The organism is Gelatiniphilus marinus (genome assembly GCF_042684345.1).
Classification (GTDB): Bacteria; Bacteroidota; Bacteroidia; order Flavobacteriales; family Flavobacteriaceae; genus Gelatiniphilus; species Gelatiniphilus marinus.
This window is the reverse complement of the sequence record NZ_JBHULK010000002.1, coordinates 308,178-324,437: the sequence shown is the minus strand read 5'-3', so window position 1 is coordinate 324,437 and position 16,260 is coordinate 308,178. Positions and strand designations below refer to the sequence as shown.

The 16,260-nt window shown below is 38.1% G+C and carries 8 protein-coding genes and 1 pseudogene; 6 read left to right on the top strand and 3 right to left on the bottom strand.

What is annotated here, in order from left to right; genetic code table 11:
- Positions 1–14: 14 nt before the first annotated feature.
- Together ACFSQS_RS06530 and ACFSQS_RS06525 are read right to left on the bottom strand one after the other, a co-directional pair.
- Positions 15–1,631 (bottom strand): SusD/RagB family nutrient-binding outer membrane lipoprotein, encoded by a 1,617-nt coding sequence (locus tag ACFSQS_RS06530; RefSeq protein WP_388015933.1) that lies wholly within the window; start codon positions 1,629–1,631, stop codon positions 15–17.
- 15 nt (positions 1,632–1,646) lie between these two features.
- Positions 1,647–4,832 (bottom strand): SusC/RagA family TonB-linked outer membrane protein, encoded by a 3,186-nt coding sequence (locus ACFSQS_RS06525; protein ID WP_388015931.1) that lies wholly within the window; start codon positions 4,830–4,832, stop codon positions 1,647–1,649.
- Positions 4,833–5,642: 810 nt separating this feature from the next.
- Between ACFSQS_RS06525 and ACFSQS_RS06520 the strand changes: the two are divergent.
- Positions 5,643–6,000 (top strand): annotated as a pseudogene (locus ACFSQS_RS06520) (helix-turn-helix domain-containing protein).
- Positions 6,001–6,282: 282 nt separating this feature from the next.
- On the opposite strand, the gene ACFSQS_RS06515 reads toward ACFSQS_RS06520, so the two are convergent.
- On the bottom strand, positions 6,283–7,743 hold the full coding sequence (locus ACFSQS_RS06515) for an aminoacyl-histidine dipeptidase (RefSeq protein WP_388015928.1): 1,461 nt from the start codon (positions 7,741–7,743) through the stop codon (positions 6,283–6,285).
- A 300-nt stretch (positions 7,744–8,043) separates the two neighbouring features.
- On the opposite strand from ACFSQS_RS06515, the gene ACFSQS_RS06510 reads away from it, so the two are divergent.
- The 5 genes from ACFSQS_RS06510 (at position 8,044) to ACFSQS_RS06490 (ending at position 15,732) form a co-directional block, all read left to right on the top strand.
- Positions 8,044–9,120: a DUF3810 domain-containing protein gene (locus ACFSQS_RS06510; protein ID WP_388015925.1), complete on the top strand. Its 1,077-nt coding sequence runs from the start codon at positions 8,044–8,046 to the stop codon at positions 9,118–9,120.
- Between the two features lie 74 nt (positions 9,121–9,194).
- On the top strand, positions 9,195–12,173 hold the full coding sequence (locus ACFSQS_RS06505) for an amidohydrolase family protein (RefSeq protein WP_388015922.1): 2,979 nt from the start codon (positions 9,195–9,197) through the stop codon (positions 12,171–12,173).
- Positions 12,174–12,186: 13 nt separating this feature from the next.
- Positions 12,187–13,500, top strand: a complete 1,314-nt coding sequence (locus tag ACFSQS_RS06500; protein ID WP_388015919.1) for an amidohydrolase family protein — start codon at positions 12,187–12,189, stop codon at positions 13,498–13,500.
- A 62-nt stretch (positions 13,501–13,562) separates the two neighbouring features.
- Positions 13,563–14,384 carry a TrmH family RNA methyltransferase gene (locus ACFSQS_RS06495; protein ID WP_388015916.1) on the top strand — a complete coding sequence of 274 codons (822 nt, stop codon included), beginning with the start codon at positions 13,563–13,565 and terminating at the stop codon, positions 14,382–14,384.
- A gap of 115 nt (positions 14,385–14,499) precedes the next feature.
- The gene (locus tag ACFSQS_RS06490) at positions 14,500–15,732 is read left to right on the top strand and encodes a M48 family metallopeptidase (protein WP_388015913.1); all 1,233 of its coding nucleotides are present in this window, start codon (positions 14,500–14,502) and stop codon (positions 15,730–15,732) included.
- Positions 15,733–16,260: the final 528 nt, after the last annotated feature.

The following is a 16,260-nucleotide window of genomic DNA, read 5'->3' as shown; positions in this document are numbered from 1 at the left end:
CAACTAACTATTACTTATTTTTTATCCCACCAAACTTTGGTAGTACCGTTATCTCCACCAGACATTTCTGGCAATCCTAAGGCACTTTGTACAGCCTCTCCATTATTGTCGTACTCGCTGGAAACCCAAGGCATTCTGCGCGGAATTTCGTTCACTCCAATATTGGGGTTTAGGCTATTTAACCTATCGTAAAGGGTTGGGTAGCCTGTTCTTCTTCTATCGGCGTAGGCATCTTCGCTATTGGGATACAAGGCTATCCATTTTTGGGTAATAATCTGCTCTAGCTGCCTTTCTTTAGTTCCGGCAGTATCAAAAGCTATTGGTACTGTAGATACGGCAGGGGTACTGGCATCTAATGCAGCAGGCACATTAGCGCTACTAACATAATCATTCCCAGATAAATCGTTACCATCTAATCCGTACTCTAAATGAGAAGCTGTTATACCACTTTCATAAAGTTCTTGTGCTGTGCCTCCCATGGCCCAACCTTCAAGAGCACCTTCGGCGCGTAAAAAATAAACTTCTGCAGCTCTAATAACAGGCATATCTGGGCCAATGGCTCCACGCTCTGTGTATGGTGCGGCCATATCAGAGGCAATAGTATTAAAAGACGTGCCTTGTTTTTGAGATTTAGTTTGACCGTTTCTCATCCCCTCGAAATTAAAAGTAACTCCTGCAGGGTCATCGGTAGGGTCTGGAGTAACAGCTTCAGAGAAATATTGAGCCGCCCTTGGATCTTGGTATCCTTTTAAGATACTTTCCATATCTGCACTCATTCTAAATTCTCCCCATCCCGTTATAACATTATACGGGTTTATAAAATTGGGGCCATCACTGTGTATTGCCGCATTATCTGAGTTAGATTCTATTACGCCATCAGACACTGCTTTTTCTGCTTCATTTTTAGAAAGTGCGGCATCTGCATATTTAACCCTTATAGCCAAACGAAGGCGCAGCGAGTTGGCCATTTTTAGCCATTTATCTGTTGATCCGCCATATATAACATCGGCACTGGGAACACCAAAAAACGATGAAGAACCGCTATTGGCCTTTAAAACGGCAACAGATTCATCTAAAAGCTTAAAAAAATCGTTGTAGATTTCTTGTTGCGAATCGAAAGCAATTGGACCACTTTCTTGTTTTCCAAATTGAGAATATGGGATTGGTCCCCACAAATCGGTAATTCTGTGATAAAAGTAAACTTTCCAAACTTTCATCATGGCATTTTCTACTTCCAGATTGTTTTCTGCACTATAATCTAATGCGAACTTTAATTCTGGTGCTACATTGTAATAATTATAGTTATAGCCACCATTAAGCCATCTTCCTACCAACTCAAATTGATCGGAACCAAAATTGGCTGCCGTTGTGGCGAAATAATTGGAATATACATCTGGAAATAAAGAATGTATTAATTGAAATGGCCCTGCATTTCTACCAGGGTTTGATGGAGCGCCCACATAGGTAGCGCCATAAAAAGATCCTTTGGCAATTAGGGCAACATCTGCAGTTGCAATCTCGCTTGTTAAAAGGTTCTTTTTATCAGTGTTAATGCTGTCAAAATCTTCTGTGCAACTGTTTAGAAATAAACTAACAGTGAGTATTGAAAGTATATATTTAATATTTTTCATTTTTTTTATTTTAAATTAAAATCCAACATTTAGAGATAATCCTATTGAACGTGTTGTAGGCGGAGCAAATGCTTCTCTACCTTCAGCAGTATTTTCTGTACTTGCAACAGATTCTGGGTCTATACTTCCTGCTTTGTTTGAAAAGAAAAATAAATTACGGCCTACCAATGATACTCTTGCCGATGTTAAAAATTTAACTTTATCTAATACATTAGTAGGAACCGTGTATCCTAAAACCATTTCTCTTAACCTTATGTTTGATGCATCTCTAACAAAGGCTTCTCCAACTGGGGTGTTACGACCACCCAATCTGTTCCATAAATCTTCAGAAGAAACCCTTGTAGTGTTGGGTTGTCCAGCGGCTGTAACGGCTGTTTCTCCAGCAAATACATTTTGCCCAAAAACAAGGCTTCCATCTCTGCCATTAGCAGTATAATCAAGTAATCCGTTACCAGCTAAAATAGCCTCAGTAAAGGTTGCTAATGTTCCTCCTTGACGAATATCTATCAAAACACTTAAAGAAAAATCTTTATATCTAAATGTGTTACTAAAACCACCTAACCAATCGGGGTTAAAATTTGCTATTTTGGCACTTAAACCCGATGTTACAGTTGGTAAACCTGAAGCATCAACAATAACCCGACCTTGATCGTCTCTTGCAAATCCTCTGGAGTAAACATTTCCAAATTCTTCGCCTTTAACCAACCTGTAGGCACGAATAAAGTCGGTACTTTGGGTTAATTGGTCAAATCCTTCTGCGATATCCAAAACCTTGCTTTTATTTGCCGCAAAGTTAAAATTAGCATCCCAAGTAAAATCATTACCGTCAATAATTCTTCCGCCAATATTAATCTCTACACCTGTGTTTTGTATATCTGCCCCATTCTGAAAAATAAATTCGGCACCGAAAGCTGGTCCAACCGGTGTTCTGAACAATTGATCGAAAGTATTGGTTTTGTACCAGGTAAAAGAAGCGTTGAACCTATCGTTTAAAAGTCTTACATCGAACCCTAATTCTGTGGATCTTGTAGTCTCGGGCAACAAATCTGGGTTTGGCAAGGCGTTATTTATATCAATAATGGATCCAGAGACCACTGATGCTTGCTGAAAAAGCTGATATGGTTCTGTATCATTGCCTACTTCTGCCCAAGACCCTCTAAGCTTTAAGTAAGACAGGGCATCTGGAAGCTCAATTAAATCGCTAACAACAGCTGTTAAACCAAAAGACGGATAAAAATAAGACCTATTGCTGCTAGGTAATGTTGAACTCCAATCGTTTCTAGCTGAAGCATTAAGGAAAATTGCGTTTTTATAGCTTAATTCTCCGGTCCAATAAACAGAGTGCACTCGCTTTTCTGAAAATAATTCTGTGGGCACGGGGTTAGTGGTGTTAGATAAAGCAAACAAATTTTCTATTTTGAAATTACTGCCGTCTCCTCTTACAAATTCTTCTTTAAAGATACGTTGGTTGGCGCCAATATTGGTATCTAATGCAAAGTCGTCAGACAAATCAACATTATAGTTTAGCAGTGCGTCTGTATTCCATTCGTAAGATGAGCTATTTGTTTTCTGATAACGTCCATTTACGGCACGGGTATAGGTATCGTTATGCCACATTCTTTCTTCAGAATCACTGGTTCTATCTATTGCAGATCTACCAATAATAGACAGACCGTCAATAATCTGGTATTTTAATGAAAACATACCGATAACCCTTTCAGTAAGCCTTGGGCGGGTAATGTTATTTACCGTCCAATACGGGTTTCCGCCACCATTAAAGTAAGGTGCGAAGTAGTGTTGCCTATCTTGACCGATGTCTGTTTTAAAAGAATATTGAGAAATATCTTGGGTACGGATATTTCTGGGAAGTATATATAAGTAACGCAGTGGGTTGTCATAATCTTCTCCTGCTGCCAATACGTTTGAAAAATCTTGTCTGATATAATTCAGTTTAGTATCGAGGCTTAATTTGTCTGATAACTGAGCGTTAACCCTGGCGCTTAGGTTGTGGCTATCTAAATCGTTATTTGGAATAATACCCGAAGCATCTGTATGGGTGTAAGAAAAGAACGTATTGGAATTATCTTTCTTAATATTTACAGAAAGGTTTGTTGCCATATTTGTACCTGTTCTAAAAAAGTCTTTTACATTATCTGGCGCAGCAGAATATGCATAGGTAGAGGTTCCAAAATTAGGATTGTTGCTCCAATGCGCAACCTGGCTACCATCAAATGCTGGCCCCCAAGACGTTAGTGCAGCAGGAGCATAAACCCCAGCAGATCCTTGGCCATATTGGTTTTGAAAATCGGTAAGGATAATGGGCGTATTTGCCATAAAAGTAAATCCAAGACTACTGGTAATACCATCTGCAGATCCTTTTCCAGATTTGGTTGTTATAATAATTGCACCGTTACCTGCTCTACTACCGTATAGTGCTGCTGCATTAGCGCCTTTTAGCACAGATATTTCTTGAATGTCATCGGGACTTATATTAGCAATATCCCCGTTAAGAACAATACCATCAACAACATATAATGGCTCACTACTACCGCCAATAGATCTATTTCCCCTTAAAAGCACCTTAGAGGCAGAACCTACTCCAGAACCACCTGTTGTAACAGAAATACCGGCAACTTTACCCGATAAACTGTTTACTACATTTAAAGACCTAGCTTGTGTAATATCATCTGTTTTAACATTTTGAGTAGCATAGGACAGCGATTTTTTCTGTTTTGAAATACCTAAAGCTGTTATAACCACTTCATCTAGCTTACTGGCGTCCTCCTCCATGGTTATATTTATAGTATTAGAATCTCCAACAGTAATTAACTGGGTTTTAAAACCTAAAAAGGAAAACTCTAAAACATCGCCTTTAGCAACTTCTATGCTATACTCTCCATCAAAATTGGTTTGTGTTCCTTTAGATGTGTCTTTAATAATAATAGTAACACCTGCAAGGGGCATTCCGGCCGCATCTACTACCGTTCCGCTTACTTCACTCTGAAAAGCATCAAAATGAGCAGTTTCTATTTCGTTAAAAACCACTTTTAAGCTAACGTTCTCTACATTGTTGGTTACATTGTTTTTGTGAGCCTCTAAGGCATTTAAATTCCCTACGGAAACAAAAATCAAGAGGGCATAAATTTTCACAATCCGTATTAGATAGTTTTGCGACAAAAATTTAGTGTCTGTTTTTTTCATAATTTAGTTTGGTTTAAGTGTTTTTGTTCTCTAGTACCATAACAACAAAAAAAAGGGAAAACTCCCTGTATTTTTCTTACAATTATTTGATGCTACATACTACATGTTTCGTATAACCTAAGTTAACGAAACCGTTTATAACTTTAAAAATCCCCAAGTTATCAAGGTTGTCTCAATTCATATTTTATAAGGTTTTAGGGTTAATAGTTTTTATTATTTACATTAAAAAAATTTGCAAATAGGTATAGTAATGACTTTTTTTTTCATTGCACATAATGTAACATTACTGTTTCGTTATTGTATCCCGACAGCCATCGGAACAGTATGCTGTTATATTATATTGATAACTTATACGGATTTACATTTTTTTTTATTACCTGAAAAAACCTTTGGGTAATACAGGAAAAAATCACCCTGAATTAAAACCGAAGCAGTATTTAAAAAAAGGCTTTAAAACAAAAAGCTTAATTCAATACCAAATCAATTATATTTAGAATGATTTGAAACAAATCTAATAAAATAATCCTAATAATTAACAAACAGTTAACTAATTTTGTGTCAAAATCACAAAAAACAAGGTAAATTTTTAACAAAACCGCTATTAACCAAGGGTTTTATTAATTTTTTTAAATACCTTTTTTTTGTTGTTTTACCACGACTTTACCACTACAATAAGCTAAAAAAGAAGATATTGGCTTATAATTTACTTAAAAAAAATACAATAGCGGTTCGCTCAAAGCATACTAGTGTGGATACGTTTTATAGGAACTCACGCTGAATATGATAAAATTAACACAAACGATATTTAAGATGAAAATAAAACCGATTAGAAACGAGGTGGATTTGCAAAATGCTCTTGAACGTTTAGAAGTAATTTTTGATGAAAAAAAAAGGAACTGAAGAAGACAACGAATTGAAAATGCTAGTAATTGTAATTGATAACTACGAAAATGAAAAATTCCCGATTGGGATGCCAGACCCAATTTCGGCCATTAATTTTAGAATGGAACAAATGGGCTTAAAACAAAAATATTTGGTCGAGATGATTGGATTTAAAAGCAGAGTGAGCGAAGTGATGAACAACAAGCGCAAACTGACTTCGGAAATGACTAAAAAATTGAACGCCAAATTGCATATTCCAACTGAAGTTTTGAAACAAGATTATTGAACAACATTGTTGATAACACTATTAGCAACAATGTATGTAAAAATAGCGCAAACGACCGCCCTGCTTTTCATACAAAAACCATTAACGAAACTCAAAAACACATTTACCTCTTTGGTTTCGCCTTCAAATTTCCAAAAGCATTATATATATATATTCAAGTTGTCATTTCGAAATGAGGAACGATTGAGAAATCCCATCAAATTAATTTTCTAAACCAAAAATATGAAATGCCTCCTAATGCCGGCATTGAAAAACGCCCTTAATTTTAGTAATGGCACGAAGTTATTTCACAGGAATATGCTTCAAAATCTCCAAAACAAACTTCCAATATTTTTGCGCCGATGATATTTGGGCACGTTCATCGGGTGAGTGTGCGCCTTTTATATTGGACCCAAAACTAATCATATCCATGTCTGGGTAATTTTGCCCAAGAATACCACATTCCAATCCGGCATGACATGCTGCTACGTGTGGTTTTTCGCCGTTTAAATCTTCGTATAGCTTCGCCATAACCTTTAAAATCGCAGAATCCATATTGGGTGTCCAACCTGGGTAATCGCCCGAAAACTCAACCTCGCAACCTGTTAACTCAAAGGTGGCGCGCAGGGTGTTTGCCAAATCCAGTTTAGAACTTTCCACCGAGCTTCGTGTTAAACACCCTATTTTAATGTTACCGTCTTTTACAATAACGCGTGCTATGTTATTTGAGGTTTCCACCAAATTGGGAATATCGGCACTCATACGGTAAACGCCATTTGAAGCGGCATACAAGGCTCGGGTTAACCCTTCTTGAACGCCCAAATCCATAATTTTCTGTGGCGTATCGGTTTTAGAAACGGTAATTTCCAAATCGGGTTCCATGGTTTTAAGCTCTTTTTTTATGGTTTCGGCTTGTTGTTTCATTTCCAACAAAAACGCCTCTTCGTGAATGGCATCAATAGCAACAATGGCTTTGCTTTCTCGCGGAATGGCATTGCGTAAACTACCACCATCGATTTCTGAAATGCGCAATCCGAAATTCTCGAAACCATCAAACAAAACCCTATTCATTAGTTTGTTGGCATTGCCCAAACCTTCGTGGATTTGCATTCCCGAATGGCCACCTTGTAAACCTTTTACATTAATTTCGTAACCTATTTTAAACTCAGGTGTTTCTTCTTCGTTGTAAGTTCGGGTTGCCGTAACATCTACACCACCGGCGCAACCCACGCCTATTTCGTCATCTTCTTCGGTATCCAGATTTAAAAGGATTTCGCCATTAAGCAATCCGCCTTTTAATCCCATAGCACCCGTCATTCCTGTTTCTTCATCAATGGTAAACAAAGCTTCAATGGCCGGATGCGGAATATCGGTGCTTTCTAAAATGGCCATTATGGTGGCTACGCCCAAGCCGTTATCGGCGCCCAAAGTTGTGCCTTTGGCTTTTACCCAATCGCCCTCGACAAACATCTCGATACCTTGGGTATCAAAATCGAAAACCGTGTCGTTGTTTTTTTGGTGCACCATATCTAAATGCGACTGCATTACAATGGTTACGCGGTCTTCCATTCCTGCGGTTGCCGGTTTTTTTATAATCACGTTCCCCACTTCGTCTTCGATGGTTTCCAAGCCGAGGTTTTTTCCAAAATCTTTCATAAATGCGATAACGCGTTCTTCTTTTTTTGATGGTCGCGGTACGGCATTTAAGTCGGCGAATTTATTCCAAAGTTGTTGTGGTTCGAGTTGTCTTATTTCTGAGCTCATTGGTTTTTGTTTTTAAAGCCTCAAAGATACGAATAGTGAACCGGAATACCTTGCGGGTTTTAAAAACCTAAAAGGAAATTTACATAATAAATAAAGACAGACTTTGGCGGCTACTCCTGATTGCAGCGGCATCCTTTATGCGACCTATTAAATGTGATAACTTAGCAAAGCAAAAGCAAGCCCGATGAGATCCCGAAACAAGTTCGGGACTGCTTCGCAGAAAGATACAGCGGAAAGCAGGAAGAAACCTTAACACATAAACAACCAACATTGGGTACAAATTTTTATTACTTTTGAAAAATGCCAAAGAATAAGAAAACGATTATTGCACTTTTATTGATTCCGCAGTATTTTTTAATCAAATTATTATCAAATAATCCGGAGTTTGTTGAAACCTATTACAGCCATGGTTTGTACCCTTTTATTTCGAAAATTTTTAGGTATGTTTTGGGTTGGTTGCCGTTTTCGTTTGGCGATTTTATTTACGCATTTGCCATTATTTACGCGGTGCGATGGTTGTATAAAAACAGGAAGCGTTTGCGAAAGGATACCAAGCAATGGTTGGTGGATGTGGTTGCGGTTTTGTCGATTTTTTACTTTGCGTTCCATGCGCTTTGGGGTTTGAATTATTACCGGCTGCCACTACATAAAAACTTGAATTTAAACCACGATTACACCACCGAGCAGTTGGTTTTGGTAACTAAAAAGCTGATTGAAAAATCGAACGGATACCATTTAAAAATTACCGATAACGATACGGTAAGGGTGGCGGTTCCGTATAGCAAATCTGAAATTTTTAAGCGTACCCAAAATGGTTACGACCATTTAAAGGAAACGTTTCCGCATTTGGAATATCACCCGAAAAGTGTTAAAAAATCGTTGTTTAGCTACCCTTTAACCTATATGGGTTTTAGCGGTTATTTGAATCCGTTAACCAACGAAGCGCAGGTGGATGCCTTGATTCCGGTTTATAAATTCCCCACAACTACGGCACACGAAATTGCACATCAGTTGGGTTATGCCGCCGAAAACGAAGCTAATTTTATTGGGTTTTTGGCCACTATAAATAACGATGACATTTACTTTAAATACTCGGGCTACACCTTTGGACTGCGGTTTTGTTTGAATGAAATTTACCGACGCGATGAGGCTTTATACGAAACCATTGTTGCCGATGTAAATATTGGTATTTTAAAAAATTACGAGGAAGTGCGTTTGTTTTGGGAAGCGCACCAAAACCCAACCGAACCATTGTTTAAGCTTTTTTACGGCAATTTTTTAAAAGTCAACAACCAAAGTAAAGGCATGGAAAGTTACAACTACGTTGTGGCCTTGTTGGTTAATTATTTTGAAGATGCCTCCTTGCAACAATGTTAAAAAATTCTTAATACGCTACAACTATCTTCTTAATTTATATCTTTAGAAATTAAACTTTTTAACTAACCATTATAATGATAAAAAAGCAGTTTTTAATCCTGACGCTGTTGTGTAGTTTGTCTGTATTGTCGCAAGATTATTTTCCAAAAAATGATGGCGTAACGGCAAAAAACACCAACTTCACCGCATTTACCAATGCCAAAATTTATGTAACGCCCACACAGGTTATCAATAAAGGCACCTTGCTTATTCGCGATGGGAAAGTAGTTGCCACGGGAACCTCTGTAAACATTCCTAAAAACGCTGTAATTACAGACGTTTCGGGCAAAAGTATCTATCCGTCGTTTATTGATATGTATTCCAGCTTTGGAGTTGTAAAACCACAACGCTCGTCAAGCAGTAGAAGAAGCGCCCAATACAATGCCAGCAGAACGGGCTATTATTGGAACGACCATGTTATGCCAGAAAACAAGGCCATTACTGCCTTTAAATACGACTCTAAATCGGCTACCGAATTACTTAAAGCTGGTTTTGGCGTTGTAAATACACACATTCAAGATGGTATAGTACGAGGTAGTGGAACGCTTGTAGCGCTCAATGAAAAAGATGGCAACGAAACTAGGGTTTTAGATGCGAACTCGGGGCAATATTTATCTTTTAGAAAAAGTGTAACCTCAAGACAGTCTTACCCAGGCTCTTTAATGGGTGCGATGGCGTTGTTGCGCCAAATGTATTTAGATGCCGATTGGTATGCTAAAGGATTGAGCAAAACCAAGGATTTATCGCTTGAAGCATTAAACCGCAACCAAAATTTAGTTCAAATTTTCGATGCTGGAAGTCGTGCCAATATTTTAAGGGCCGATAAGGTTGGTGATGCTCACAACGTGCAATATGTAATTGTGGGCGGCGGCGATGAATACGAGCGTATAAACGAAGTTAAAGCCACAAATGCTTCGCTAATTATTCCCATTAATTTCCCAAAAGCTTACGATGTTGAAGACCCTTTTTTAGCATCAACATTATCGTTGGGCGATATGCGCGCTTGGAACCAAAAACCTGCCAACCCAAAAGTTTTGGCCGAAAACCATATTAATTTTGCGTTGACCACTCACGATTTAAAATCGCCCAAAGATTTTAAATCCAATCTTTTAAAAGCTATTGAATATGGTCTTTCCAAAGAAAAAGCCCTGGAAGCTTTAACTACGATTCCGGCACAACTTTTAGGGAAATCCAATATGATTGGCTCACTTAAAAACGGAAGTCAGGCCAATTTTTTAATTACTTCTGGCGATATTTTTGACAAGAAAACGAAACTCTTTGAGAATTGGGTTCAAGGAAAACAGAACGTTATTGAAAATATGAACATCAAAGATATTACTGGTGATTATGAGTTTTCAATAACCGGAACGCCTTTTAAAATGAACATTAGCGGCGAATTGAAAAAGCCTAAATCTAAAATTACATCGGCTGAAAAAACCCGTGGTTCTAAAATAAAGTACAGCAACGATTGGGTTCATATTGCCTTTACAACAGCCGATTCTACCAAACAGGAATTTATTAGAATTGCCGCAACTATCGATGCCAACAAAAACCTAAGCGGAAAAGCCATTTTACCTAACGGAAATGAGCTTCCTTTTTATGCGAAACACATTGAAAAGGAGTCGACTTCAACTGAAAAATCAAAAAAAGAAAAAGCATCAGAAATGGTGCTGCCGATTACTTATCCTAATAATTCTTATGGATTTGAAACCTTACCAAAAGCCGAAACCCTGCTATTTAAAAATGCTACCGTTTGGACCAACGAAAAAGAGGGTATTTTACAAAACACCGATGTGTTGATTAAAAACGGGAAAATCGCAAAAATCGGCGAAAACCTATCCGATAGAAACGCTAAAATTATCGATGCCACGGGCAAGCACTTAACCGCTGGAATTATTGATGAGCATTCGCATATTGCCACATCATCGGTTAACGAGGGCGGACAAAACTCATCGGCAGAAGTTAGCATTGAAGATGTTATAGACGAGACCGATGTTAGCATCTACAGAAACCTAGCTGGCGGTGTTACCTCCATTCAAATATTACATGGTTCTGCAAATCCCATTGGGGGCCGGTCGGCCATTATAAAGTTAAAATGGGGCGAATCGGCAGATAATCTCATTTATGAAAACAGTCCGAAATTCATCAAATTCGCATTGGGTGAAAACGTAAAACAAACCCGTGCCCAGACCAATGTTCGTTTTCCGCAAACCCGTATGGGTGTCGAGCAGGTTTTTGTTGACTATTTTAATAGAGCTAAAGCCTACGAAGCCTTAAAGAAAAGCGGCAAACCGTACAGAAAAGATATTGAACTGGAGGTACTTGCTGAAATATTAAACAAAGAGCGTTTTATCTCATGCCACTCGTATGTACAAAGCGAAATAAATATGCTTATGAAAGTGGCCGAGAAATTCAACTTTAACATCAATACGTTTACCCATATTCTTGAAGGCTACAAGGTGGCCGATAAAATGAAAGCACACGGGGTTGGTGGCTCAACGTTTAGCGATTGGTGGGCCTACAAGTACGAGGTTAACGATGCGATACCGTACAACGCTGCCATTATGCACAACGCAGGCGTAACGGTGGCTATTAATAGCGACGACGCCGAAATGTCTCGACGTTTAAACCAAGAAGCCGCAAAATCTGTAAAATATGGCGATATCAGCGAAGAAGAAGCATGGAAATTTGTAACGCTAAACCCTGCAAAACTGCTACATATTGATGATCGAGTTGGAAGTATTAAAGTAGGTAAAGATGCCGATGTGGTGCTTTGGTCCAACCATCCGCTTTCCGTTTACGCCAAAGCCGAAAAAACCATTATTGAAGGTGCCGTTTATTTTGATTTAGAAAAGGATAAAGAAAAACGCAAAAAAATAAAAGAAGAAAAAAGCACACTTATCAATATGATGATGCAAGCCAAAAATAAAGGTTTAAAAACGCAGCCTATTAAAAAGAAAGTTAAAGAACATTTACACTGCGATTCAATCGATAACGAAGAACACCAACACTAAAAATTTATCACAAATGAAAAATTTAAAACTATCATTTTCACTCATTATAATGTTGTGTGTTACAATAGCAATAGCGCAACAAACACCAGCTGCAAAACAAACCAAAGATTTTGCCATAATTGGCGCAACGGCTCATATTGGTAACGGCAAAGTAATTGATAAGAGTATTATTATTGTTAAAGACGGAAAGCTTTATACGGTTGCAGACCTAAATGTTGCTAATAAAGATTTAGCAGGCATAACCGTTATAAACGCCAACGGAAAACACGTTTATCCCGGGTTTATTATTCCTAATTCCACTTTAGGCCTAGTTGAAATCGATGCCGTTAAAGCATCGGACGACGATGCCGAAATGGGCACTTGGAACCCACACATTAGAAGCTTAATTGCATATAATGCCGAATCTAAGATTGTAGAATCTATGCGTCCCAACGGTGTGCTTTTAGGGCAAATCGCACCACGGGGCAGTCGTATTTCGGGCAGCTCATCCGTGGTTCAATTTGATGCTTGGAATTGGGAAGATGCTGCAATAAAAACCGATGAGGGTATTCATATGAATTGGCCTAGTAGCTTTACCAGAGGACGTTGGTGGCTTGGTGAAGACCCTGGGCTTAAACCCAACAAAAAGTATAGGGAACAAGTAACCGAAATCGCCAATTATTTTAAAGAAAGTAAGGCCTATAACCAAGGAAATAAACCAGAGATAAATCTACCTTTCGAAGCCATACAAGGTATTTTTGATGGCTCTAAAACACTCTATATCAATGTAAACGACGAAAAAGGCATTACCGATGCCATCCATTTTTCAAAGGAAAATGGCGTTAAAAACATGGTGATTGTTGGCGGTAGCGATGCTTATAAAGTTGCCGATTTATTAAAGCAACATAACATTGCTGTGCTTTTACGACGTGTACACGCTACACCAAGTAGCGATGACGACGATTACGATTTACCTTTTAAAACCGCAAAACTATTGGTAGATAGTGGGATTTTAGTAGGGTTACAAGTAGCATCAGGCGGACGCATGGAACGCATGAACTCAAGAAACCTGCCTTTTTATGCGGGTACAACAGTGGCACACGGTTTAACCAAAGCCCAAGCTTTACAGCTAATTACCCTAAACTCCGCTAAAATATTGGGTATCGATGCGAATTACGGAAGTTTAGAACCCGGTAAAAGTGCTACCCTATTTATTAGCGAAGGCGACGCTTTGGATATGCGAACAAATAAGTTAACCCATGCCTTTATTGATGGCAGGCAAATTAGTTTGGAAACCCACCAAACCAAACTTTGGAAACGCTATTCTGAAAAGTATAAAAATCAATAACGAAGAGGAGCTTTTGAAGCTCCTTTTTTTATGCCTACAAAACAATTACTTTTGCCATTATTATGACAAAACAAATTACAAGCACTCAAAACACCTACATAAAGCAACTTGCACAGCTAAAAGACAAGTCGCGCGAACGCAAAAAAACAGGCACGTTTTTAATAGAAGGTGAACGCGAAATTTCGTTGGCTTTAAAAGGCAATTACGACTTGGAAACCGTTTTGTTTTATCCAGATTTATTTACCAAAGAACAACTTAACAGTTTAACAACTAATGTCAGGCTGAGCGCTGTCGGAGCCCAACCCAACTGCATTGAAATTTCAAAAGAAATCTATCAAAAACTAGCCTATCGCGATACTACCGAAGGTGTTTTAGCCGTAGCAAAGAGTAAAAACCATACGCTTACAGAATTAGAATTCAAAACCAAAAACCCATTGATTTTAGTGGCGGAAGCGCCCGAAAAACCCGGTAATATCGGTGCCATTTTACGAACCGCCGATGCTGCAAATGCAGATGCGGTAATCATTGCAAACCCAAAGACCGATTTATACAACCCAAACATCATCCGCTCTAGTGTGGGCTGCGTGTTTACCAATCAAATTGCAACAGGTAATACTTCAGAAATTATTGATTTCTTAAAAGCCAAAAACATTAATATTTACTGTGCGGCGTTGCAAGCCTCGGTTAATTATCATACACAAAACTTCAGTAAACCAACGGCCATTGTTGTGGGCACCGAAGCCACAGGGTTAAGCGATGAGTGGTTAAAAAATTCAACCCAAAATATTATTATCCCCATGCAAGGCGAAATCGATTCCATGAATGTTTCGGTTGCAGCCGGAATTCTTATTTTTGAGGCTAAACGTCAACGGGAGTTTAAATGATTTTTTCTCGCAAAGGCGCTAAGTCGCAAAGCAAGAATACTATAAATTAGAACTAAAAACAAACAGATTGCCACGTCGCTGAAAAAGCTTCTCGCAATGACAGTAAAGAATTAATATGACATCAACAACTTTATTTTACATCATCATCGCCATTATAGTCATCAATTTTATAATCGATAAAATTATTGATGCCTTAAACGCCAAACATTTTAACGATGCTATTCCAACAGAATTGCAAGATGTTTATGATGAAGCCGAATACAAAAAATCGCAAAATTATAAAGCCACTAATTATAAATTCGGATTGTTAACCTCAACCTTTTCACTACTTTTAACCTTAGGTTTTTTATTTTTTGATGGGTTTGAATTTGTTGATAACATCGCCCGAACATACAGCGAAAACCCGATTATTATCGCTCTTATTTTCTTCGGAATTATTATGATTGGCAGCGATATTATCACGACACCTTTTTCATATTACAGCACTTTTGTTATCGAGGAAAAATTCGGGTTTAATAAAACAACCGTTAAAACATTTTTCTTAGATAAAATTAAAGGTTGGTTGATGATGGCCATAATTGGCGGCGGTATTTTAGCGTTGATTATTTGGTTTTACAACGTTACCGGAAAACACTTTTGGCTGTATGCTTGGGGATTGGTCGCTGTTTTTACTTTGTTTATGAATATGTTTTACTCCAAACTTATTGTCCCTTTTTTTAATAAACAATCGCCACTAGAAGCTGGTAGTTTACGCGATAAAATTTCGGCGTATGCAAAAACCGTTGGGTTTAAATTGGATAAGATTTTCGTGATTGACGGCTCCAAACGAAGCACCAAAGCAAACGCCTATTTTTCTGGGTTTGGCAGCGAAAAACGCGTTACACTTTACGATACGTTGATTAACGATTTAAACGAAGAAGAAATCGTTGCCGTTTTAGCGCACGAAGTTGGGCATTACAAAAAGAAACACATCATTTTTAATTTATTTGCGTCTGTTTTATTAACGGGATTGACGCTTTATATTTTATCGTTGTTTATTTCAAATCCGTTGCTATCACAAGCTTTGGGTGTCGAGATTCCGAGTTTTCATATCGGGTTGATTGCTTTCGGGCTCCTCTACTCGCCTATTTCTGAAATTACGGGATTGATTATGAATGTGTTCTCCAGAAAATTTGAATACCAAGCCGATGATTATGCGAAAAACACCTATAAGGCAGAGCCATTGATAACCTCGCTTAAAAAGTTATCTAAAAACAGCTTGAGTAATTTAACACCCCACCCCGCTTATGTGTTTATGCATTATTCGCATCCGACGTTGTTGCAACGGATTGAGAATTTGAGGAAGTAGTTTTTTCTTGCCATGGCGCAAAGCAAAGTCGTTTTTTGTTTTTGGTTGAAACTTGACTTTGTCAGAAAAAAACGATACCTTCGTTTAACGGCGGATATAAGCCATTGAAACAGGCGCATATCCACGAACCATTAAACGAACCTTCAATAAATAAAACATCCAATTAAATCTATTAGTTAGTTAACAATTTCGTTATCGTCCAGTTAACAATCGGGAGAAACAACATGTTTGAAATCCTTTTTAAAACTTGACAACATGTATTTTAAGGCGAACTATAATTAAACAGATTGCCACAGTCGTGCCTCCCTCGCAATGACGTTTTGTTTGTTATACAGCGTCATTCTGAGCTTTTTCATTAGAAAAAAAGCGTGAGAATCTGTTTCTCGTTTACTTCAATTTTAACAGCTAATATTTAGCAGATCGTTACTATTATTGGCTTTTACAATAACCTTGGCAGATAAGTGCGTTAACGATTGAACGGCATGTTTGAAATCCCCGACGCAGGAGGGATTGAGTAATGAAAGCGTG

What these genes read in the sequence shown, in the direction of transcription:
- ACFSQS_RS06515 (WP_388015928.1), bottom strand. Translation starts at nt 7,743, where the DNA reads ATGAGCTCAGAAATAAGACAACTCGAACCACAACAACTTTGGAATAAA.
- ACFSQS_RS06505 (WP_388015922.1), top strand. Translation starts at nt 9,195, where the DNA reads ATGATAAAAAAGCAGTTTTTAATCCTGACGCTGTTGTGTAGTTTGTCT.
- ACFSQS_RS06495 (WP_388015916.1), top strand. Translation starts at nt 13,563, where the DNA reads ATGACAAAACAAATTACAAGCACTCAAAACACCTACATAAAGCAACTT.
- ACFSQS_RS06510 (WP_388015925.1), top strand. Translation starts at nt 8,044, where the DNA reads ATGCCAAAGAATAAGAAAACGATTATTGCACTTTTATTGATTCCGCAG.
- ACFSQS_RS06490 (WP_388015913.1), top strand. Translation starts at nt 14,500, where the DNA reads ATGACATCAACAACTTTATTTTACATCATCATCGCCATTATAGTCATC.
- ACFSQS_RS06525 (WP_388015931.1), bottom strand. Translation starts at nt 4,832, where the DNA reads ATGAAAAAAACAGACACTAAATTTTTGTCGCAAAACTATCTAATACGG.
- ACFSQS_RS06530 (WP_388015933.1), bottom strand. Translation starts at nt 1,631, where the DNA reads ATGAAAAATATTAAATATATACTTTCAATACTCACTGTTAGTTTATTT.
- ACFSQS_RS06500 (WP_388015919.1), top strand. Translation starts at nt 12,187, where the DNA reads ATGAAAAATTTAAAACTATCATTTTCACTCATTATAATGTTGTGTGTT.